We start from the raw sequence: 22,698 nt of genomic DNA, 5'->3' as shown, positions 1-22,698 counted from the left end.
TATTATTTACGAATCGCCGCTACAATCAGGTCGCCCATTTCTTTGGTTCCGACCGCTTTGCTCTTGTCGACCGCGATGTCTCCGGTGCGATGTCCAGCGTCCAGCACCTCGGCTACCGCTGCCTCAATGGCGTCCGCAGCTTCAGCATAGCCGAAAGTCAAGCGGAACATCAAGGCCAGGGACAGAATCGTAGCGATTGGGTTGGCCAGGTTCTGTCCAGCGATGTCAGGCGCAGATCCATGTACCGGCTCATACAGCCCGAAGCTCCCTTCTCCAAGGGATGCAGACGAGAGCATGCCGATGGATCCGGTTAACATCGCCGCTTCATCGCTCAGAATGTCGCCGAACATATTCTCTGTGACGATTACGTCAAAGCTGGAAGGGCGGCGCAGCAGCTGCATTGCGCAGTTGTCAACAAGCACATGCTCTAGTTCAACGTCCGGGTACTCTGGAGCAACCCGGTTAACGACTTCACGCCATAAGCGAGAAGTTTCCAGAACGTTAGCCTTATCGACGGAAGCCAGTTTCTTCCGGCGCTTCTGGGCTATTTCAAACGCCTGACGCACGATGCGTTCCACTTCGTTCACATTGTAAGCGCAAGTGTCTACAGCTTCCTGTCCGTTCTCGGTCTCGCGGCGGAACTTCTCACCGAAATAAATGCCGCCCGTCAGTTCGCGGACAACCATCAGATCGGTTCCTTCGAGCACTTCCGGCTTCAGCGTGGAGGCATCTTTCAAGCAGTCGAATACGACTGCCGGACGAAGGTTTGAGAACAGCCCGAGCGCTTTGCGGATGCCAAGCAGCCCTGTCTCCGGACGCAGCTCCTTCGGATTGTTATCCCATTTCGGTCCTCCAACCGCACCAAGCAAAACCGCGTCTGCACGCTGACAAATTTCCAAAGTCTCCTGCGGCAGCGGAGTTCCTTTCTCATCAATCGCAATCCCTCCGAAAAGAGCATGCTCTGTTTCAAAACGATATCCGAACAGTTCCTCAGTACGTTTTAATACTTTCTCTGCTTCAGCTACGACTTCCGGGCCAATTCCATCGCCTGCGATGACGGCAATTTTCTTCACTTCTGTCATGACTTACAACTCCCTCTCATTCTCTATGCTCTTCCGTCAATACGAACATTCCTCTACTTCAGTTGTAACATAACGACTGAAGATAGACCAAGATATAGAATCTATTAATGCTATAGGTTTTAACTATAACAGATATTATCTAATTATATAATGGCAAAAGGGATTAACTGGGCTCTGGGCTTTGCCTCGTTAATCCCTGCTCGATCTTTTTTTCGCTTCAGCGCTGCATAGTCTGGTTAAATCGCTTTGGCGCTAAATATTCCGGTAGTACCCCCATAGTCCGGTAAAAATTAGTCATGATATGTCTCGGCTATAGCGTTCGCTGCCACAATCGCCTGATAAACTTCGTCCGGTGTTACCGGAAATGGCATATTGCCCATTGTATCCCCTTCGGCACAGGCGTCAACCGCTACTTGCCGCCATTCTGCTTCCACGAATTTCGAGACGCCAAGATCTTTTAATGTCAACGGCAGCCCTACCTCTTTTACGATGTGAATAACTGTTTCAAGCTCTTCCTCAGGGGCATTCTCAAGCACAAGCTGAGTTAGCAGGCCGAAGGTGACCTTCTCCCCATGCTGTGCCTTATGCAATGAGGGAACGGCCGTCATCCCGTTATGAATCGCGTGAGCCGCCGCCAAGCCGCCCGACTCCGCACCGACACCGCTCAAATAAATCGTTGCTTCAATCGTATCCTCGACCGCTCTGGTCGCCACGCCTTGTTCCACCGCGCGCTGTGCTTTGACTGCGTTCTCGATCAATGTTTCATAGCATAACCGGGCCAAACCCAACCCTGTCGTCGATGGCTTCATCAATGCAAGGTTGTCGCCATAGGCCTGATAACAAGCCCGTGCCTCAAAATATGTTGCCAGCGCATCTCCAATTCCGGCCGCGAAAAAACGCGGAGGGGCTGCGGCCAATAAGCCGATATCCGCTAATACGATATCCGGATTGCTTGGCAGAAACAAATATTCATCGAAAGAACCATCCTTCTTGTAAATGACTGCCAAAGCGGTGCACGGCGCATCCGTCGAGGCGATTGTAGGGAATATGACGACTGGCAGATGCTCATAATATGCCGTCGCCTTCGCGGTATCGAGCGTCTTCCCGCCGCCAATGCCGACGATGATGTTAGCTTCGGACCCGCGAGCCAGTTGGCGATGGCGGTTAATCTCTTCCTTCGTGCATTCGTAGTTAAATTTTTCGAATACCGCTTTATTGCCGCCTTCCTGGATCGATTTTCCCGCCTCCTGCCGGGCACGCTCCAGAATAAACTCGTCGCATATAATATAGGCGCTGTCACCGAAAAACTTCATGTACTCGTTAAAGCTGGAAAGGAGCTCTCTGCCAGAAATATATTTTTTAGGGGAAGTGACTGATTTAACGTTGTTCTTCATGCTTGTCTGATCTCCTTTGGTTAAATTGCTGCTGCGATTCCTCCTTAAGATAAACTATTCAGCGTAGATTTAATCATGCGCCCGCTAATTGCGGTAATTTCGAGGCACTTATGAGGCATTTATGCGGGATTGGTGAGCGTTGCTGAGGCGGTCATAAAGTTAATAGGTCACTTTAGAAAAACATGGCGCTGTAGGATGCAGAATATGTTGCAGCAGGATGCAGTTTACGCTGCGTGATTCATTTTTATGGAGGTGTAGTGAAAGGAAGTTGCAGTGATCGAGTTCCCCTGCTTTTAAGACGAACAAAAAAAGCTGCAGAGATTGCTCTCCGCAGCTTGATTCAAATACGTATGAATAATTACTTCTTGATCCAGTGCATCAGACCGCGAAGCTCCTCACCAACCACTTCGATCGGATGGTTAGCTTCGTTGCGGCGGGTAGCCGTCAAGAATGCACGATTGGATTGGTTCTCCAGGATGAAGTCACGTGCGAATTTACCTTGCTGGATATCGGACAGTACTTCTTTCATCGCTTTCTTCGTTTCTTCGGTTACGATGCGAGGTCCTGTAACATAGTCACCGTACTCAGCTGTATTGGAGATGGAGTCGCGCATTGTCGCAAGGCCGCCTTCATAGATCAGGTCAACGATCAATTTCAGCTCATGCAAGCACTCGAAGTAGGCCATTTCTGGAGCATAGCCAGCTTCTGTTAACGTTTCGAAGCCTGCTTTGATCAGGGCGCTTACGCCGCCGCACAGAACCGCTTGTTCACCAAACAGATCCGTTTCCGTCTCTTCGCGGAAGGAAGTTTCGATAACCCCTGCACGAGTACAGCCGATGCCTTTAGCATAAGCAAGACCGATTTCTTTCGCTTTGCCAGTCGCATCTTGGTGGATAGCGATCAAGCCAGGAACGCCGAAGCCTTCAACATACGTACGGCGAACCATGTGGCCTGGCGACTTAGGAGCAACCAGAAGCACGTCGTTGTCTTTGGAAGGCACGATTTGTCCGAAATGAACGTTGAAGCCGTGCGCGAACAAGAGTGCAGCACCTTTCTTCAAGTTCGGAGCGATTTCACTATTGTATACAGCCGCTTGAGTCTCATCCGGCATCAAAATTTGAACGACGTCAGCACGGCTTGTCGCTTCAGCAACGGACAATACTTCAAAGCCGTCCTCTTTCGCTTTGTCGAAGGACTTGCCTTCGCGAAGACCAATAACGACGTTCAGTCCGCTGTCACGCAGGTTTTGAGCGTGAGCATGACCTTGGCTTCCGTAGCCGATAATCGCAATTGTTTTTCCTTTCAATACGCTAAGCTCTGCATCTTTTTCATAGTACAAAGTAACTGCCATTTGTTATAGCCCTCCTAAAATTTACGGGTCCGCCGTTAGCGGGCTCCCTTATATTAGTTCTATCCCCATGGTGAGCGGGTGCTTCAAAGGACCGCCAACTGCTGCCGGGCTGATCCTCTCAAACCCCCGCTCACCGAAGTGGAAATAAAGTTGAAGCTAAGTCGTTGTTTGTTACTGCTTAGTGCTGCCTAAGCGTTCCCGCGAACCATCGCGGTTACTCCTGTACGGGACAGCTCCTTGATTCCATACGGATGAAGCAGCTCAATCATGGCGTCGATTTTCTCCGTGTCGCCTACAACCTGTACAATCATGCTGTTAGTGCCGATATCGACAACCGCGGCGCGGAATGTCTCAACGACCCCCATAATCTCCGGACGCTCCGCCGGCTCTGACTTTACTTTAATCAGTGCCAGTTCACGGCCAACCATCGGCTTGGAGCTAAGGTTAACCACTTTAATAACATCGATGAGTTTATACAATTGTTTCTCAATTTGTTCCAGCGTCTTGTCGTCGCCCTGGGTCACGATGACCATCCGGGACAATCCTTCTTCCTCGGACTGGCCCACAGTGATGCTCTCGATATTGTAGCCGCGCCGACCGAAGAGGCCGGAAACGCGCTGCAGAACGCCTGGCTGATCATTCACTAATACGGCTATTGTATGGCTTGTCATTGTCGTCGTCATTATTCACAGTCCCCCATCAGCATTTGATCAATGGTGGAACCCTGGGTAACCATCGGATATACGTTTTCCTCTTTGCTGACCACGAATTCCACCAGCACAGGTCCCGGCGTCTCCATCGCTTCCTTCCAGGCTTGCTTGGCTTCTTCCTTGTTCGAAGCACGCAATCCCTTCACGCCGTATGCCTCTGCCAATTTCACAAAATCCGGGCTGCCGGCCAGATCGATATGGCTGTAACGGTTCTCGTAAATGAGCTCTTGCCACTGGCGCACCATGCCAAGCACCTGGTTGTTGATCACGACAACCTTGACTGGAATGTTGTGAATCGCGCAAATCGCAAGCTCCTGAGCGCACATTTGCATACCGCCATCACCGTTAATGGAAATGACCAGACGGTCCGGGTGCGCCATTTGCGCCCCGATGGCTGACGGGAATCCAAAGCCCATTGTGCCCAGCCCCCCGGAGGTGATCCAGGAGCGCGGATGATTGAACTTGTAATACTGGGCCGCCCACATTTGATGCTGGCCTACGTCCGTCGTTACGATTGCGTCGCCCTTTGTCGTATCATTCAGCAGTTCGATTACCCATTGCGGCTTCAGCTCCGTATCGGAATCCTTGTACTTGTAAGGCTTATCGGCCTTCCACTGGCTGATCTGGCTTCTCCAGGCATCCGCTTTGTCGCTGCGACTCACTAACGGGTTGAGGAGTTCGAGTACCGTCTTCACATCGCCTACGACCGGAATTTCTGTTTTCACGTTCTTGCCAATTTCCGCCGGATCGATATCGATGTGTACTACTTTAGCATGAGGAGCAAATCCGTCAAGCCGTCCGGTAACGCGGTCATCGAACCGGGCCCCGATATTGATCAGCAAATCGGATTTTTGGATGGCCTGGTTAGCTGTATACGTGCCGTGCATTCCCGGCATGCCCATCCACAAGGAGTTGCCGCTTGGGAATGCGCCCAAGCCGAGAAGCGTTGTCGTGATCGGGATTTCCGTCCGGGTAACGAACTCAAGCAGTTCTTCATGGCCACCGGAATAGACGACCCCGCCGCCGGCGAGAATGACCGGACGCTCCGCTTCTTTGATCGCAGCCGCTACCTTCTCCAATTGATGATGGTTCGGAACGACCTTTGGATTGTAGCCGCGAAGATCAATGGTCTGAACCGGTTCGAACAAGGTCTTGTTCGCGGACACGTCCTTCGGAATGTCGATCAATACCGGCCCTTTGCGTCCCGTGTTGGCGATATGGAACGCTTCGTGAATGACGCGCGGCAGCTCTTCTACACTGCGCACCAAGTAGCTGTGCTTCGTAATCGGCATCGTGATCCCGGTAATATCCGCTTCTTGGAAGGCATCCGTTCCGATCAGGCTGGATACGACGTTTCCGGTAATGACCACGAGAGGAACCGAGTCCATAAACGCCGTCGCAATACCGGTGACTGTGTTCGTCGCCCCCGGTCCCGAGGTTGCAATACATACGCCTACTTTGCCGCTTGCCCGTGCATAGCCGTCGGCCGCATGAATCGCTCCCTGCTCGTGTCTTGTCAGCAAGTGATGGAAATCCTTAAAACCATACAGCGCGTCGTAGATATACAATACGGCCCCGCCCGGGTAACCGAAGACGCATTCGACACCTTCTAGCACCAAGCTCCGAAGCAATATTTCTGATCCCGTAATGACTTCAGGTTTCATCCATTTCTCTCGTAATTGTTCTGTAGACTGCACTGCTGGTATTTGCGCACTCATCAGTCATCCTCCTTCCAAAATTTAAGTATTTCTAAAGAAATACAACAAAAAAACCTTCCGCCCGCCAGAACAGTCTCCTGTTCCGAGGGACGAAAGGTTATCGCTTCCGTGGTACCACCCATTTTCACCTGACACTTCACAGTGCCAAGCCTTGACGAGTAGGGACAACTATGGCCCTTACCCGTGGTCTCTAACGCAGACCTGACGATTTTCCCTAATAGGCTTGCGACGGACACATTGTCTTGATTTGGTCGTTCCGTTGCTTCGCTTTTCAGGAAAACAGCTCCGAGGTGAGCTCGCATTTAAGGGATATTGGTGGGTGGTCGCAGCAAATCCATCCACTCTCTGAGCAAAGAGCCCCTAAACCTTCGTCCTCTTCATCGCCGATACACTATAAATGTTAAAAATGTTTAGACACATTATATGATTAGTTCACACGTGGAGTCAATACCCTTTTGCCACTTGTTTTGACTTCGACTTCAAAAAAGGCCCCGCCGCTATGCTAAATTGCAACATAACAGCAGAATATATAACCTGGAAATCCAGCCCTTTCCGTTAGTTTAATTATACTCCTATACTCAACTTTCGCATATACTCAATTTTCGCAGGTTTCACAGCTTTCTCAGATTGAAATCTGCAAACAAGACTAATAAAACCGGGCAGAGTTGGGATCTGTTGCTTGACTTTACGTTATAAGGATGCCCAAGGCTCATTACCTGCTTTTATCGTGTGCGCTGTGATTTGGTCATCCGATCATCGAGCAATTGTGCCAAGTAGTTGCTGCTTCAACAGCCGTCTGGTCCAGTGTGAGGGTGTAGCAGCTTGATGTAGGGATTCTGTATGAAAACAGTCAGCACCCTCTCTTTTCACGGGCGTGGAATAGCCTTATGCAGAGAATGTATATGAAAAATCAAACATAAACACGCTCGTGACAGCCACATGCAGGACTTTGTATGAAATATCGTACATAAACACTCGCGTCGCGTCCAGCTCTAGGAATTGTATATGGAAAATCATGCACAATCACGCGCATAGCAGCTTAACCCAAGCAGGACAGAACTGAAATCCTGTGAGCTATGTTCGCCGGCATTTACGGGCACGGCTGAATTACCCAACAAAACTTCGTCCAGCGGCTCGTCATTATGAATCATTGTATAGCTACTTGGAACCCATTTCCCCTCCCTGTTCATATGATATACTATTATGCCCTAAAATACGCAGCGCAAGGAGGATTGCGAGTGAATGATCCGATATCGAAGACCCAAACAAGATGATCCTGTTATTCACAGTCTGATCAAAAAGGAGCTTGTCCCTCATTCGAGCTTATCTCGTCATGAATTGGAAAGAGCAATCAAAGATATTCCTAAGAGGCTTTCGCGTGGTGTAACGCTTGTCGCATCGCCCTATTATGAAGCCGATCCCGTAGCATTCATCCATTTTATGCTGCACGGCAAGCTGCTGTGCATTGATATGATGGCCGTTACATCCCAGCAGCAGCGCAAACGTCATGGGAAGACACTAATGGCGCATGCTGAAAACTTCGCCGGATCCCGAGGCTGCACCAGGGCCAAAGTTTTAGTGGACCAGGACAACGTCCGGGCCCACCTTTTCTACCAAAAACTAGGCTATGAAACTGTTCGTTATGTTCCCGTATCCAGATGCTTTGAACTGGAAAAAAAGCTGTTTCTTCGTACCTGACCAAGTTATTAAAAGTAGCCGCCGTATGGGTAGCCGAATCCTCCGTACCCTCCGTACCCCCCATACCCATAACCATAGCCGTATGGGTAGCCGCCATAACCGTAGCCATAAGGACCTGTTCCGATGGCCAGCAGGTCAAACAAAACAAGCGGGACAATGGCCTTCGTCTTCACTTTTTTACCAGGCTGGCGAACAAGAAGGCGGTTGCCGCTTATTTTTACCAGCTTGCCGGTAACGATGGTTCCATCTTTTTTAACAGCGGTAATGGATTTGCCAAGCCATTTTTCGGCTTCTTTTTTCGTAACCGATCTGCTCATCCGTATCTACCTCCTTGAATACAGTTTGCTGATGCACACGAGACAATACGAGCGTGACTCGCCCCTAAAGACATTTGCTTTGTCTTCATGCCAGTGTATTCAATATGGCCCCTGTTCGCTTCCACCATTGCCTGATGAGAATAAAAAAACAGGCACCCCAAATGGGACACCTGTTGTGCGTTATGCTGAGTACTATAGTTTAGGCATTGATTTTCTCTTTAGCTACTGCAGCCAAAGAGTTAAATGCGTTCAGATCATTTACTGCAAGATCAGCCAGCATTTTCCGGTTGATGTTCACCTCAGCCAGTCTCAATCCATGCATCAATTTGCTGTAGGACAGTCCGTTCAGACGAGCTGCAGCATTAATACGTACGATCCACAATCTGCGGAAATCGCGTTTTTTCGTGCGACGGTCACGGTATGCATACAGCAGGGATTTCATAACCTGCTCGTTAGCTGTTTTGAAAATACGGTGTTTCGAGCCAAAGTAACCTTTAGCAAGCTTCAATACTTTTTTATGACGACGACGAACAACGAATCCGCCTTTTACTCTTGCCATATCAATAAACCTCCCAGAAAAGTTGTGTTAATTATTTCAGATTTGCAAGTTGCTGTTTCAAACGTCTTACGTCCCCAGCATAAGCTACAGGGCTGTTCGCCAGAACGCGTTTACGACGGTTTGACTTGTGGGACAGCAGGTGGTTGCGGTTCGCTTTGTAGCGTCTAACTTTACCCGATCCTGTAATTTTAAAGCGGCCCTTCAGGCTGCTGTGGGTTTTCATTTTAGGCATGGTACTTCCCCCTCAGAGTTTATAGGTACAAGCTTCCCGGCCGTTCCAAATAGCTGGAACACCTTTGCAAGAAGCGAGCTTTTAGCTTTTCGGTGCCAAAATCATAATCATGCTGCGGCCTTCCAGCTTCGGAATCCGCTCGATCGATGAAATTTCTGCAACCTCATCTTTGACACGGTCCAGAATTTTCCTTCCGATGTCGGCATGAGCAATTTCACGACCGCGGAAACGCACCGAGCATTTCACTTTGTCGCCTTCTTTTAAAAATTTGATCACATTGCGCAGTTTAGTCTGGAAGTCATGCTCGTCAATGTTTGCACGGAACCATACTTCCTTAATATCCACTGTCTTTTGATTCTTACGGGCTTCTTTCTCTTTCTTCTGCTGCTCGTAACGGAATTTGCCGTAATCCATAATCCGGCATACCGGCGGTTTAGCCGTCGGCGCCACGTTCACCAAATCCAGATTCAGATCGATGGCCATTTGCAGTGCCTCACGGATCGGCTTGATGCCGATTTGTTCACCTTCAGCGCCTACCAAACGGACTTCTTTCGCACGTATCTCATCATTGATCAAATGTTCCTTACTGATAATTCTACACCTCCAAAATAAATCTTCGGTCAGTATGACCTGCTAAAAATAAATAAGGGATGCAGGCTGACACCCGCATCCCAAATTGATCATCAATTCATCATGAACACAAAGCATTCATAAATCATTGGATCAAAACCAGCCGACAGGATCGGACAGGTGAGAAGCAAGCGCCTCTGCTTACAATCCATTTTTATTGCATGCTTAAATAATTTAACACATATAGCGCCACTAGTCAAGTACTATCCCTGTTTGCTCTGAACTTCTTCCAGACGAACAACGCGTGTGTGCTCGGTATGGCTCCACTGCTTGTTGTTCTGCGTGAAGAACGCATAAAAAGTAATCGGCCACCATGAAAGAAGATAAACAGGAAACAACACGAGATAAGCATAAACTTTCTTGGACTTAACATCTTCCAGGATCATCGCCGCCAGGAATACAAAAACATTGGCCGCAATGGCGATGAACGAAATCCATAACGGCAAATATCCATAGAGCGTAGCGATATTCGGGCCATTAAAAAAGGATTGGTCCATCCAAATCAGCGCAGTGAGCAAAAAGGTAATGAGCACGATGTATACGTTAGCCCCGTAAAGAGCCATATCCAGCTTCACCATGCTGCGCTCTTTAATGCTCTGCCACAGAAGCGGGAAGAAATAACGGCGGGCCACCGTAAAGTGCCCCTGCATCCAGCGCAGGCGCTGACGAGCCGACGCTTTAAAAGTCAGCGGCTTCTCGTCAAACAACTTCGCGTCGTAATTGAAGACGGGGTGAACCCCTTTCTCAACACAACGCATCGTGAACTCCAAGTCCTCGACCAGGCTCGTAGCGCCCCAGCCGATCTCCTTCAGGAGCTCGGTCTCAAAGCACATGCCCGTACCGCCCAGGAAGTTTGCCAGGCCTAAATTGTGCCTCGAGAGCTGCCACAAACGGTTGCAGTACCAGTATGAAATGCCGTAAGCGGCGGTAATCCAAGAATCCTCCGGATTTTTCGTATCGATATACCCTTGAATAACGCGGGCGCCGGAGCATAAATCATTATTCATTTCGCTGAGAAAATCCGGATGGGCCAGGTTATCGGCGTCGAACATAACGACCGCATCATACTGGCGCGGCATTTTCCATAGCTGCTTCAGCATCCATTCGATCGCGTAGCCTTTGCCCCGCAAGTTCTCGTTCGTGCGGATACAGGCGGTCATGCCATGGCTGCGAACGATCTCTACCGTTCTGTCGGTACAGTTGTCACAAATGACAAATACATCATAAAGCTCTTTCGGATAATTAAGCTGCTTCAGGTTCTCCATCAACGCCCCTACAACTGTTTCCTCGTTATGGGCTGCCACGAGAACCGCAAATGATTTTGTTGGCGGGAAGTGCACTTTTTTCTTTTTTCTGTACATTCCAAACAGCGCCAAACCAAACTGATACACCCCGATCACTGCAAGTACAACCTGCAACGATATCAAAATGGTGTCCAACATGATTTCATGTACCCCCTTCGACCCCTTTAATTTTAAAACTCTTTTTTTCTCTAAGCGGGTTTTCTTTTTCTCTTGGGATGACCCTGCCCGTACTCATCGTTTTTGGTAAAATTTTATTTCTTTACTCGGCGCATTAAGATTTTCTATGACTTTGCCTCATTTGTCAAAGCCGATCTTATGCCCTTGTATCGCAAATATAAGCAAAGTAAGTCTATATTTGCATACCAGACTACCGCAATCCTGCACTGAGTGCGGTTATTTCTTATTTTCATCATTTTTGGCGATTTTTATTTCATCTGCACCTCTATTTATGAGTGTCAGCAGCTGGATGTCGATGCCTTTTGTTAACGAAAACGAGAAATGGATCATAAAAGTTTACTAAATTGCTCATTTTTCTTTAAACTTTTTTGCTATGATTTGAATCATTGTATAAGGGAAATAGGCGTAAAGTCAAAATTAGGGTAATAACTCTAAACAAAAAAAGGGCCTCCATCCTTGAAATGATCACGGAATAAAAATATGATAAGTCTAACCTGAAAATGCCTCGCTGCGTTTGACGGATTGGACCCATACCAGCTTACTGGGCCGTACTCGCGGTCAACTATAACGCGGAGGGATATTATGACTCGATTGTTACAAAAATTGAAACAGCTGGATCAGCAGCTCTTTGTAGGGATTAATGGCCGCTTACATCGCAGCTTTCTGAATTTCTGGCTCTACTACCTGACCCACTTGGGAGGGGCTACATTTACGATCTCTTCTTCGCTTCTCGTGTGGATTTTAGCGCCGAAGCCCTGGAGTACAGTAGGCCTTCAATCCTGCGTAGCCTTGGCCGCAAGCCACATTCCCGTAGCGCTAGTCAAAAAGACCTATCCGCGGGTTCGCCCTTATTTGACCCTTCCGGGTACAAAAACTTTTCGTAATCCGCTGACGGATCATTCTTTTCCTTCAGGGCATACGACCGCTATTTTTTCTGTGACGATGCCGTTTATGTTAATTGAACCACGACTTGCGTTTATTCTGGGCCCCATCGCATTTCTAGTCGGGATATCCAGAATCTACCTGGGCTTGCACTACCCTTCGGATGTGCTGGCAGGTGCTGCCGTCGGTACATTAACCGTCTTTGGCACGGTTGCATTATGGCCCTAAAGAAGATATTGTTAAGTCGTGGGAAAACCTTCCGAGAAAAGGTGAAACTAAGTGTCTAAACAAAGAGTCTTGCTTTTATCTGAAGGATTTGGAGCCGGACATACACAGGCGGCCTATGCCCTTTCCAGCAGTTTGCGCAAATTAGCACCCAACATTCAGACAAAGGTGCTGGAGCTCGGCAGCTTCCTGAATCCGAGAATGGCTCCAATCATTATTACTGCATACAAAAAAACGGTATCATCGCAGCCCCGCCTCGTCCGGATGATGTACCGGAGCAATTATAAGAAATCCTTGAATCGGCTGACTACCGCGGCGCTGCACCGGATATTTTATACCCGGACTATACAGATCATAAGGCAGCTTCATCCCGATGTCATCGTTTGTACTCATCCGATTCCAAGTGCCGTCATTTCACGGATGAAGCGGTTGGGGCTCGACGTTCCGCTCTGTACTGTAATTACAGATTATGACGCACATGGCACATGGGTCAGCCGGGAAGTAAACTGCTATCTCGTGTCTACCGTTCAAGTCAAGGAGAAACTGCTTGAACGAGGGGTAGATGAGGGCAAAATTCGGATTACCGGCATTCCTGTTCATCCAAATTTTTGGGAAAGACACAGCAAAGAGGATATCCGCCGTCACTTCGATTTGAAAGATATGCCTACAGTCCTAGTGATGGGCGGTGGCTGGGGATTCATGAAGGATGAAGCGGTCAATTCGCTGCTCGCTAAACATCGAGACAAAATTCAAATTATTTTCTGTTTTGGCAGCAATCAGAAATCATTGGACAAAATGAGGAAGGATCCCCGATTTATACATCCGAACATCCGCCTTCTAGGATTTACGAGGGAAATTGACAAACTGATGGAAGTATCCGACCTGCTGATTACGAAGCCGGGGGGCATGACCTGTACCGAAGGACTGGCTAAAGGAATTCCGATGTTATTCCACAAGCCTCTTCCCGGACAAGAGGAAGAAAACTCCCATTATTTCGAATCGCAGGGCTGGGGAACCTCAATTAATTCTCTGGATGACATTACGAAATGGATTAATCGTCTTACCGTTCACTATGAAGAGGTTGTTTTGACCAGGGAGAAAGTGCTGGAGCAAATCGCCAGCTATCACCCGATGCAAAGCGCCCAAGTAATTATGGATCTGTTGGAACAAAATGCAGTATCTTCTTAAATGGATCAAGGGAAGAGGAACTATGAAGCTGCTTGCGGCCGCTTCCCTTAGCAAGAAATCAGGCCACCGGTTTAGCCCGGTGGCCTGATTTCTTCGCTAAAACAATTTAGAACTGATCCATCTTATGCTCATGATACCGCGCCAGGGCCGCTTTCCCTACGATGACCTCGCAGCGATGAATGTTCACGCCTTGATTGACGAATTTTGTCTCATATTCGGTCATCACATGCTCTTCATTGATGCCGCCGTGATGCAAATCCAGCGAAATGTTATTCATCTGCAGCCCGCAAGCCGCAAAGGCGTTCAAAGAGAACTGGAACAGCTCCTGCGAATCCGTTTTGAAATGAATCTCTCCATTTTCGTTTAACAGTGTGCGGTATTTGTCGAGAAAGCGCGGATGCGTCAATCTGCGGCGCCCGTGTTTCTTCTTGGGCCATGGATCACTGAAGTTCAAATAAATCCGCTCTACTTCACCCGGCGCGAAAAACTCCTCGATCGACTCAATGTTGCCAAGCGCCAGCCTGACGCTCTGCGGCTCCTCCTGCCCCTGTTCCTGCCAAACCGACCGTACCTTCTCGCTGGCTCTGCGGATCAGTTCATCATACATATCCATACCTATAAAGTTAACGTCAGGATGCTTCACACTCATCCCGCTAATAAACTGTCCCTTACCCATCCCGAGCTCGATATGAATCGGGCGTGAGCTGCCAAACACTTCCGACCAGCGCCCTTTGTACTCCCGTGGTTCCAATATGACGAGATGCTGCTGCTGTTCGAGGTTTTCCCGAATTCCTTTTCTCCCGCGTAAACGCATGTCATTCCTCCGCTTTCTATAATCCATAGCTATAGCTGTGGCTTGACCACAAAGATTTGTATTACTGCAACCATTGTGCCGAAGTTCATCCCTGTTGTAAAGAGGATGTTAAGGTTGTTGGGCGACCTCTAATTGATTGTAAAATAAAATGAAGAAGGAATCTCGCAGCCGCCGGGGAGACGGTTCACAAGATTCCTTCCTCGATATATTTGGAATTGGGGTCCAAACCTAATTTTGTATTACATACAAAATAACATAATCTGTAATCCACCGCAAGAAAGTACTGCGCATTTACTTCCCATTATTCCACAAATTTTGATACAATGAATCAATGGAAGACTCAATCTGGTGCGGCTCTATGGGGCTTAACCGGGAATGATGGGAATGAGCGAAAATTTCTTCTTGCAGGCATTTTTTATGATCTATAAAGGAGTTATGATGAATATAGAACTGAGTTCTTCGCCCAAGCTATGGGCAGACAAACGCTTTCACACCTGGAATTTCGAGATGCGGGAGCAGTTTGGTGAAAAAGCATTTAAAGTAATGTTGGATGCAGGCTTCACCTGTCCGAACCGCGATGGATCGATCGCCAAGGGCGGCTGCACGTTCTGCAGCGCTCGTGGATCAGGTGATTTTGCAGGCAGCAGACGTGACGATCTTGTGACACAATTCAACAAAATTCGTGACAGGCAGCATTTAAAATGGCCGCAGGCCAAATACATCGGCTATTTCCAGGCGTACACAAATACGTATGCCCCTGTTGAAGTACTCAAAGAATATTATGAAGCCATTCTGGAGCAGCCCGGCGTGGTCGGCCTGTCCATCGCTACGCGCCCGGATTGCCTTCCAGATGATGTAGTCGATTATTTGGCTGAGCTGAACGAAAGAACCTATTTGTGGGTAGAGATGGGGCTTCAGAGCATTCATGAATCTACATCGGAACTGATCAACCGCGCTCATGATACGGCGTGTTATCTCGAAGCCGTTGAGAAGCTGCGGAAGCGGGGCATCCGCGTATGCACACATATTATTTATGGGCTGCCGCAGGAAACGCACGAGATGATGCTTGACACAGGGCGGGCCGTAGCGGCTATGGATGTGCAGGGCATCAAAATCCACCTGCTGCATTTGATGCGCAAAACGCCGATGGTCAAGCAGTATGAAGCCGGCTTGCTCCGTTTTCTGGAGAAGGATGAATACGTGAAACTGATCGCCGATACGCTGGAGCTCCTCCCTCCGGAAATGATCGTTCACCGACTCACCGGAGACGCACCGCGAGAGCTTCTCCTTGGGCCGATGTGGAGCCTGAACAAATGGGAAGTGCTTAACGCCATCGATAATGAGCTCAAGCAAAGAGACACTTGGCAGGGGAAATATTGGAGGGGGTAGCATGGGCTTTATGTCCGTACTAAGTTTTGCTCACAAGCTGGTGAGCGAGCGGCTGCAGCCGGGTAACAGCGCAATCGATGCCACGGCGGGAACAGGCCAAGACACCTTATTCCTCGCCGGGATCTGCGGACCCCGCGGCCATGTGTATGCGTTCGATATTCAAGCGAGGGCGCTCGCGCTCACCCGGCAGCGGCTCGATCAAGCGAAGCAGGACCGGCTTGCCGGGGTAACTCTGGTGCAGCGAAGCCATGCGGAGATGGAGGACGCGCTGCCGCAGCAGCTGCACGGAATGATCGGCGCGGTCATGTTCAATCTCGGCTATCTTCCTGCCGAAGGAGCTGATTCCGCCCTGATCACGCTGACGGAGAGCACCCTGCATGCGCTGCAGTCTGCCCTTCGAGTGCTGCGGTCCAAAGGGATTGTCACCGTCGTCCTCTACCCGGGACATCCGGGAGGCGATGGTGAAGCGCGCGCGGTAGAGAACTGGGCGGCTTCTCTCTCTTCTGCGGAGGGACAAGCCGTCATCTACCGGCAAATCCAGAAGCCTGCTGCGCCCTATTTGATCGCGATCGAGAAAAGGTAGACGCAGCTGCCGCCATCTTTTTGTGCAAAAAATATACTTTAAAGGGGCTTATTACTATGACTATTCGTAAAATTGAGCACGTCGGTATCCGCGTATCCGCACTGGAAGATTCCATCGAGTTCTATGAGCGTGTAATCGGTCTTAAACTTCTGAATACGATCGGTGATGTCAATGACGACCTGCGCCTGGCCTTTCTCGCTTTCCCTGGCCAGGACAACGTTGAGATTGAATTGGTTTATGTCCGGGGCGGCGAGGAGCTGCCAAGTGAAGGACGCGTCCATCATATCGCCTTTACGGTGAGTCACATAGAGGAGGAATACAAGCGTATTGCCGGGTTAGGTCTGTCGGGATTAGATGCGGGAATTCGCTCTATCGCAAACGGCAGCCGCCTCTTTTTCTTCAACGGCCCGGATGGGGAACGGATTGAATTTTTAGAACCCGTCCATTTATCTGAAGAATAATTATCGTTTGAATTTTCCTTCTGGGATTTTTGGTTTGGAGTTTGGGTTTGGCTTTTGGTTTGGATTTTGGGTTTGGATTTTGGGTTTGGATTTTGGGTTTGGATTTTGGGTTTGGATTTTGGGTTTGGGGTTAAATTCCGGACTATCAGTTTGGATTTGTCGATTGGCTGTATCAGTTGGATGTATCAGTGTAAGTACTAATTAGCTGTATCAGTTTGGATATATCAGTGTAAGTACTAATTAGCTGTATCAGTTTGGATATATCAGTGTAAGTACTAATTAGCTGTATCAGTTGGATGCATCAGTGTAAGTACTATCAGTTTGGATGTATCAGTTAGTGGATAACAGTGTGGAGTATCAGGTTTGCCAGTCGATAAGTCTGGATGTATCAGTTTAGATCTACCAGTGTGGAAGTAATAGTTGGTCAGTCTAGCTAGATGTATCAGTTTGGGAGTATCAGTCTGAGCTTTAAGTCTGGAATCATTCAAATAAGGGGTGTGTCGGTTGCTGGAGCAAACTTTTACGTTCACAAATGATGTGCAGAACGAAGTATTTGTTTATCAATGGTCCTCTCCTGCAAGTTATCCGGCCGTCCCGCTAAAAGGTATTTTACAAATTGCCCACGGTATGGCTGAGACGGCCAAGCGTTACGAACGCCTGGCTGAAATGCTTACCCCACGCGGCTGGATCGTCTTCGCAGGCGATCATAGGGGCCATGGCAAAACGGCTGGTTCCGACGCCGACCTCGGTTGCATTGGCAAAGATGGCTTTGGCGGCATGGTGAGGGACATGAGCGCGCTCAGCCGGATTATTCGAGAACGCTACCCGAATTTGCCCCTTTTTCTGTTGGGTCACAGCATGGGATCATTCCTGACGCAAAAAATGATGTATACTGCGCCGGAGCCCTATTCCGGCTTCATCCTGTCCGGAACCAACGGTCCGCGCGGAATGATTGGGTTTGGCGAAAAGCTGGCCCGGCTGCAATGCCTGGTCCAGGGTGAACGCCATCCCAGCTTAATGTTGAACGCACTAGTTTTCGGGGCCTACAACAAACATTTCCTTCCGCCACGCACGCCGTTTGACTGGCTCTCCCGGGATGATGCGGAAGTGGATAAATACGTCAACGATCCGCAATGCGGATTTCTGTGCAGCGCCGGTTTCTTCCGGGGGTTCTTCTCGCTACTGCAGGAAATCCATCGCCCTAGGTTGATGCGGAAAATACCTAAAGAAAAGCCAATTTACATCTTCGGCGGCGACGAAGATCCGGTCGGCTTACGGGGCGACGGCATAAAGAAGCTTGACGCGCTATATAATCTGCTGCTAATCCGGGACGTTGAGGTCAAACTCTATCCGGGAGGCCGGCATGAGATGCTGAACGAGACAAACCGGGACGAGGTCATGCGCGATCTCGCCGACTGGCTGGAGAGGCACGTCTAGTAAACGCAAACACCCGTCCGGAGAGTCGCCGGACGGGTGTTTGCGTTTGCGGGTTTGCGCTTACGGGTTTCGCCTGCAGATTTGCGCTTGCAGATTTTGCAGTTGCGGAGGTAACTTGCGGCGCTTGCAGATTTTGCACTTGCTGGTTTAACTTGCGTCATGCGGATTTTGCACTTGCGGAGGTAACTTGAAGCTTGACTTGCTCTCAAATTGTCACGTTGTTAGCAGCCCTTGATTGTTCCAGTAGAAACGATTAAGGGCTTTATTTAAGCGGATTTCTTGTATTTATTTTAGCTTTCTGAGGCAGATACGTGAAATAGCTGTATTACGTGTATCTAAAGCATCGTTTTAGCGTCTGCTTGCATTAAAGCTGCGATTTAACAACAAGAAATCCAGCTAATTGTGATTTTAGTAATAAAGTTCAGCTTTTAAGTACAATGAATCCATTTGTTTTGTGTTTTCAATGGTCAACGAGGGGTTACAGAGGCCCGAACCGACCGCCGTTATGCAGCGAAGCACAGCGCTGGGAGCTGCGCACGGTGCGAAAAGAGGCACCTTACTGCATATGTTCAAATCCGTGCTAACGGCTGCGAAAAATACAGCGGTCTCTCATCCTCTGTCTGCTGATAGAGCACCACGAGCAAGCTAGGTTCCATGCTCTCCGCGGAAAGCTCCTTGCCCTGCAGTACATCGTCCAGCCGGAACGGCAGCTCCTCGAGAACGGCGAACTTCTGCAGCTCCCGCTCGCTCAAACTCCGTCCGGCGAGATGGGATGCCAGGCCCCCCGGCTGTGGGACAACCTGCTTGAGCTGGCCCATGCCCATCAGTCGCCCGGCAAGCCGCCCAGGCTGCAGATCCATCTCCTGCCCAACAACCTGCTCAGCCAGCATGCTAAGGTACCTTCCGCGCGTATCCTTCCCAATGCGGTCTTCCCACCAGATTTTTCGCGGCTTGTACTTGTGCCCGAGGAAGTAATCGAGCTTCATAAGGCCGAGCACGACGTCCGGCGTCTTCAGCTTGCGCTGGCCGAGAAACTCATGCAGGCGGAGAAACAAATCCTCAAGCTGGTGCCCAATGCGCTGCCAGCCCTGTTCTTCCCAGTAATCGCCGAATTCCTGAAAGAAATCGAACGGGGAATCGAATTCGACCCTCATCAAATAGTTCAGCGTATGATCCATCCGGTGCGCGTTCCAGTATTTTTCCAGCACGTCCTCCAGCCGTTTCAGGCGGACGACGTCGGCAAAGGACAGCACATCGTTGCTGAGCATTTCGTAAGGCGCGTGCTCCATATACACGTAGTTGTATTTCGCTGCGTCGTTCCGCAGACCGGTGCCTCGCAGCATTTTCAAGAACCCGAGCTGCAGTTCCTCCGGCGCCATCGCAAACACATCGTTAAAAGTTTTGCGGAACGTAGCGTAATCTTCCTGCGGCAGGCCGGCGATCAGATCCAGATGCTGCGCGATTTTGCCGCTTTCCTTAACCTTGGTCACGGTGCGGGTCAGTTTCGTGAAGTTCTGCCGCCGCTTCACCAGCTCATTCGTCGGATCGTTCGTCGACTGCACCCCGATCTCGAAGCGGAAGATGCCGGGAGGCGCATTCTCGGAGAGATAATCCAGCACCTCCGGCCGCATGATGTCAGCGGTGATCTCAAACTGGAACACGCAGCCGCGATGGTTCTCGATTAGAAATTCGAACATCTCCATCGCATAGCTGCGGTTGATGTTAAACGTCCGGTCGAGGAACTTGATGATTTTGGCGCCGTTGTCGATCAGATACAAGATATCCGACTTTACGCGCTCGATGTCATAGTACCGGACTCCGACCTCGATGCTGGAAAGGCAGAACTGGCAGCTGAACGGGCAGCCCCGGCTTGTCTCGAAATAGACGATGCGTTTACTGAGATTCGGGATATCCTCGGGAAAACGGTGTGGCGAAGGCAGTGTGTTCAGATCCGATTTTGGCCGTCCCGGATTGATGATCACCTCGTCTCCTTTGCGGTAGGCGGTGCCGAATACATAGTGAAACTTCCGGTCCCCGGACAGCTCCTGCAGCAGATGGTGGAATGTCTCCTCCCCATCCCCCATCACGATGAAGTCCACGCTCTTAACGCGTTCCATCCAGTACTGCGTATCGTAAGATACCTCAGGCCCGCCGAGGACGATGGTCGTCTCGGGCATGACTTTTTTGAGCACGTCAATAACACGGATTGTCTCTTCGATGTTCCAGATGTAGCAGGAGAACCCAATCACGTCGGGCCTGCGCTGGAATAAGTCGGACACGATGTTCATCGTCGGGTCTTTGATCGTATATTCAGTGAGCTCGATGTCAAAATCGTTCCCGCTATAAGCCTTCAACAGGCGGATCGCCAGAGAGGTATGAATAAATTTCGCATTCAGCGTAGATAGTATAACCTTCATGATTTCACAGCCCTATTCCATATTTTGAAAAAATTCGAGAAATACCCGTCCATATTTGCGGTATTTCACTTCCCCGACCCCTTTTATCTTCAGCATATCCGCTTCGCTCGCCGGGCAAACGACGCTCATCTCACGAAGGGTCGCATCGTTGAAAATAATGTACGATGGTACGCGCTCCTTCTCAGCCAAATCCCGGCGGATCAGGCGGAGCTGCTCAAATACCGTTTCATTGACGGCAGACGGCCCGTCGTCGTACGCCCCTCTGCGGCGGCGGCTGCTTCCGGCGGCCTGAGATGTAGCCGGCTCCGGCTCGCGCATCATCACCTGATGCTGCCCCTTCAGCACATCAACCGCCAAAGGCTGAAGCCGGACGACCGGGTACTGCCCCTCGGACAAGGCCAGATAGCCTTCGGCAATAAACACGTTGATCAGTTCGGAAATCTCCTTCTCCGTACGTCTTGGCATCATGCCGTACGTGGGTAGGCTGTCGAAGCCGTATTGCAGCACCTTTTTGTTGCGCGAGCCCTTGAGCACGGAAGCGACCATCGTAACGCCAAAGCGCTCCCTCATCCGGTGGATGCAGGAGAAAACGATTTGCGCGTCGCGGGTCATGTCCACGAGTTCGCGCTCGTCCGTGCAGGAACTGCAAATGCCGCAGGGCTTCCGGTCGTGGTTCTCCCCGAAGTAATCGAGCATTCCCCAGCGCAGGCAGCTAGTCGAATAGCAATATTCGATCATCTGCTGCAGCTTCCGGTATTCGTTGCGCTTGCGCCCTTCATCCTGAGGGTTCTGCTCGATCAGAAATTTCTGCGTCATAATGTCCTGCGGACTAAACAGCAGAATGCATTCACTCGGCTCACCGTCCCGTCCGGCGCGGCCGGCTTCCTGGACATAAGCCTCCATATTCTTCGGCATATTAAAGTGAATCACGTAACGGACGTTGGACTTGTCGATCCCCATGCCAAAAGCATTCGTCGCAACCATGACGCGGATGTCGTCATAGAGAAACGCTTCCTGACTCTCCTCCCGCTCTTTGTCAGGCAGCCCGGCGTGATACCTTCCCGCCGGAATACCGCTCTGGCGCAGCCGCTCGTACAGGTCGTCGACCTCCTTGCGGGTAGCGGCATAGACGATGCCCGGCTGATGCCCGTGCGTGTTCGCATAGTTCAGCACGAATTCGCGCTTGTTCTCGCCGCGCAGCACAGACATGGCTAAATTGTCGCGGCCGAGTCCAGTCACGAACACAGCGGGATCGCGCAGTTGCAGCAGCCGAGTCATATCGTCCATGACCTCCGGCGTCGCCGTCGCCGTAAATGCCGCCACGATCGGGCGCTCAGGCAAGCCGTTCACAAACGGCGCGACCGCGAGGTAGCTCGTGCGGAAATCATGGCCCCACTGCGACACGCAGTGGGCCTCGTCGACGGCGACGCAGGAAATCTGCAGGCTGCCCATTTCCTCGCGGAACCAGTCCAGCTCCAGCCGCTCCGGGGCGACGTACAGCAGCTTCAGTTCGCCCCTTCTCGCCGCGCGGATGCGCTCGTTCACTTCCTTGCCGGACAACGTGCTATTAATATAAGCCGCGGATACCCCGGCTGTGGTAAGCGCGTCCACCTGGTCCTTCATAAGCGAGATGAGCGGCGAGACGACGAGCGTAAGGCCAGGCTGCATAAGTGCGGGAATCTGATAACAGATCGACTTTCCGCCGCCCGTCGGCATAATGCCGAGCGTGTCGGCTCCCGACAAGACGCTCTCTACGATTTTGCGCTGGCCTTCCCGGAAATCCGGGTAACCGTAATATTTTTGCAAATAAGACTTGGCTTCTTCCATTAAAGAGGATTGCATATTCATTCGAAAATAAGCTCCTTACTTTTTACCATCGTTCTTTATGTGTTCCTTATTTAGTTTACCGGGAGTGGGCGCGTTGGGCAAACGATTTTGAATTTTTATGGAATGGGTTTGGATAGCTGACAGAATAAAGTCTATGGAGGATTACACACGAGAGTATTATTTATAAGTGCGGCAGCATTTCCAAGACGTCAAGTTTTGTAGTTTTTCCCTTCCGCCTCTGCATGGTGGTTGTCCGTTCAGCATCGTGGTTGCCTGTTCTGCGTGGTCGTTGCCTGTTCAGCA

General features: G+C 50.1%; 20 protein-coding genes. 7 read left to right on the top strand and 13 right to left on the bottom strand.

The genetic code is table 11. From position 1 onward, the window contains the following. Positions 1 to 2: 2 nt before the first annotated feature. From leuB to ilvB, 5 genes are all read right to left on the bottom strand, one after another. A complete protein-coding gene (gene leuB / locus G358_RS0121690; RefSeq protein WP_019639366.1) occupies positions 3 to 1,082 on the bottom strand; it encodes a 3-isopropylmalate dehydrogenase in 1,080 nt (359 codons plus the stop codon). Positions 1,083 to 1,372: 290 nt separating this feature from the next. Next, complete coding sequence (locus tag G358_RS0121685; RefSeq protein WP_019639365.1) at positions 1,373 to 2,476, bottom strand: glycerol dehydrogenase; 1,104 nt, start codon at positions 2,474 to 2,476, stop codon at positions 1,373 to 1,375. Between the two features lie 358 nt (positions 2,477 to 2,834). Then, positions 2,835 to 3,827 carry a ketol-acid reductoisomerase gene (gene ilvC / locus G358_RS0121680; protein ID WP_019639364.1) on the bottom strand — a complete coding sequence of 331 codons (993 nt, stop codon included), beginning with the start codon at positions 3,825 to 3,827 and terminating at the stop codon, positions 2,835 to 2,837. Between the two features lie 188 nt (positions 3,828 to 4,015). Then, on the bottom strand, positions 4,016 to 4,510 hold the full coding sequence (gene ilvN, locus G358_RS0121675) for an acetolactate synthase small subunit (protein WP_019639363.1): 495 nt from the start codon (positions 4,508 to 4,510) through the stop codon (positions 4,016 to 4,018). Continuing rightward, the gene (gene ilvB / locus G358_RS0121670; protein ID WP_019639362.1) at positions 4,510 to 6,255 is read right to left on the bottom strand and encodes a biosynthetic-type acetolactate synthase large subunit; all 1,746 of its coding nucleotides are present in this window, start codon (positions 6,253 to 6,255) and stop codon (positions 4,510 to 4,512) included. The genes ilvN and ilvB overlap by 1 nt, the downstream gene beginning before the upstream one ends. A 1,242-nt stretch (positions 6,256 to 7,497) precedes the next feature. Between ilvB and G358_RS0121655 the strand changes: the two genes are divergently transcribed. Next, positions 7,498 to 7,953 (top strand): GNAT family N-acetyltransferase, encoded by a 456-nt coding sequence (locus G358_RS0121655; protein ID WP_019639359.1) that lies wholly within the window; start codon positions 7,498 to 7,500, stop codon positions 7,951 to 7,953. Between the two features lie 8 nt (positions 7,954 to 7,961). Here the strand turns inward: G358_RS0121655 and G358_RS0121650 are convergent, their stop codons facing one another. From G358_RS0121650 to G358_RS0121630, 5 genes are all read right to left on the bottom strand, one after another. Beyond that, positions 7,962 to 8,270 carry a hypothetical protein gene (locus G358_RS0121650; RefSeq protein ID WP_019639358.1) on the bottom strand — a complete coding sequence of 103 codons (309 nt, stop codon included), beginning with the start codon at positions 8,268 to 8,270 and terminating at the stop codon, positions 7,962 to 7,964. Between the two features lie 199 nt (positions 8,271 to 8,469). After that, a complete protein-coding gene (gene rplT / locus G358_RS0121645) occupies positions 8,470 to 8,829 on the bottom strand; it encodes a 50S ribosomal protein L20 (protein WP_019639357.1) in 360 nt (119 codons plus the stop codon). A gap of 31 nt (positions 8,830 to 8,860) precedes the next feature. Then, positions 8,861 to 9,061 (bottom strand): 50S ribosomal protein L35, encoded by a 201-nt coding sequence (rpmI, locus tag G358_RS0121640; protein WP_019639356.1) that lies wholly within the window; start codon positions 9,059 to 9,061, stop codon positions 8,861 to 8,863. An 81-nt stretch (positions 9,062 to 9,142) separates the two neighbouring features. After that, the gene (infC, locus tag G358_RS0121635) at positions 9,143 to 9,637 is read right to left on the bottom strand and encodes a translation initiation factor IF-3 (protein WP_019639355.1); all 495 of its coding nucleotides are present in this window, start codon (positions 9,635 to 9,637) and stop codon (positions 9,143 to 9,145) included. A gap of 257 nt (positions 9,638 to 9,894) precedes the next feature. Then, on the bottom strand, positions 9,895 to 11,133 hold the full coding sequence (locus G358_RS0121630; RefSeq protein WP_019639354.1) for a glycosyltransferase family 2 protein: 1,239 nt from the start codon (positions 11,131 to 11,133) through the stop codon (positions 9,895 to 9,897). A gap of 621 nt (positions 11,134 to 11,754) precedes the next feature. On the opposite strand from G358_RS0121630, the gene G358_RS0121625 reads away from it, so the two are divergent. Both G358_RS0121625 and G358_RS0121620 read left to right on the top strand, forming a co-directional pair. After that, entirely contained in the window at positions 11,755 to 12,282 is a 528-nt protein-coding gene (locus G358_RS0121625; protein ID WP_019639353.1) for a phosphatase PAP2 family protein, read from the top strand. 51 nt (positions 12,283 to 12,333) lie between these two features. Further along, positions 12,334 to 13,467, top strand: coding sequence for a UDP-N-acetylglucosamine--LPS N-acetylglucosamine transferase (locus G358_RS0121620; protein ID WP_019639352.1), 1,134 nt, complete (start codon positions 12,334 to 12,336; stop codon positions 13,465 to 13,467). A gap of 106 nt (positions 13,468 to 13,573) precedes the next feature. Here the strand turns inward: G358_RS0121620 and trmB are convergent, their stop codons facing one another. After that, a complete protein-coding gene (trmB, locus tag G358_RS0121615; RefSeq protein WP_019639351.1) occupies positions 13,574 to 14,281 on the bottom strand; it encodes a tRNA (guanosine(46)-N7)-methyltransferase TrmB in 708 nt (235 codons plus the stop codon). Between the two features lie 438 nt (positions 14,282 to 14,719). Between trmB and mnmL the strand changes: the two genes are divergently transcribed. The 4 genes from mnmL to G358_RS0121595 all read left to right on the top strand — a co-directional run bounded on the left by mnmL (position 14,720) and on the right by G358_RS0121595 (position 18,151). Beyond that, entirely contained in the window at positions 14,720 to 15,670 is a 951-nt protein-coding gene (gene mnmL / locus G358_RS0121610) for a tRNA modification radical SAM protein MnmL/YtqA (protein WP_026342403.1), read from the top strand. 1 nt (position 15,671) lies between these two features. Further along, positions 15,672 to 16,253, top strand: a complete 582-nt coding sequence (gene mnmM / locus G358_RS0121605) for a tRNA 5-(aminomethyl)-2-thiouridylate-methyltransferase MnmM (RefSeq protein WP_019639349.1) — start codon at positions 15,672 to 15,674, stop codon at positions 16,251 to 16,253. A 56-nt stretch (positions 16,254 to 16,309) separates the two neighbouring features. Beyond that, the gene (locus G358_RS0121600; RefSeq protein ID WP_019639348.1) at positions 16,310 to 16,714 is read left to right on the top strand and encodes a VOC family protein; all 405 of its coding nucleotides are present in this window, start codon (positions 16,310 to 16,312) and stop codon (positions 16,712 to 16,714) included. A gap of 504 nt (positions 16,715 to 17,218) precedes the next feature. Beyond that, positions 17,219 to 18,151 (top strand): alpha/beta hydrolase, encoded by a 933-nt coding sequence (locus G358_RS0121595; protein WP_019639347.1) that lies wholly within the window; start codon positions 17,219 to 17,221, stop codon positions 18,149 to 18,151. Positions 18,152 to 18,720: 569 nt separating this feature from the next. On the opposite strand, the gene G358_RS0121590 is transcribed toward G358_RS0121595, so the two are convergent. Together G358_RS0121590 and recQ are read right to left on the bottom strand one after the other, a co-directional pair. After that, positions 18,721 to 20,568, bottom strand: a complete 1,848-nt coding sequence (locus G358_RS0121590) for a B12-binding domain-containing radical SAM protein (RefSeq protein WP_019639346.1) — start codon at positions 20,566 to 20,568, stop codon at positions 18,721 to 18,723. Between the two features lie 12 nt (positions 20,569 to 20,580). Further along, positions 20,581 to 22,416 (bottom strand): DNA helicase RecQ, encoded by a 1,836-nt coding sequence (recQ, locus tag G358_RS0121585; RefSeq protein ID WP_019639345.1) that lies wholly within the window; start codon positions 22,414 to 22,416, stop codon positions 20,581 to 20,583. Positions 22,417 to 22,698: the final 282 nt, after the last annotated feature.

This window comes from Paenibacillus fonticola DSM 21315 (genome assembly GCF_000381905.1).
Taxonomy (GTDB): Bacteria; Bacillota; Bacilli; order Paenibacillales; family Paenibacillaceae; genus Fontibacillus; species Fontibacillus fonticola.
This window is presented reverse-complemented; position numbering and strand designations above follow the sequence as displayed.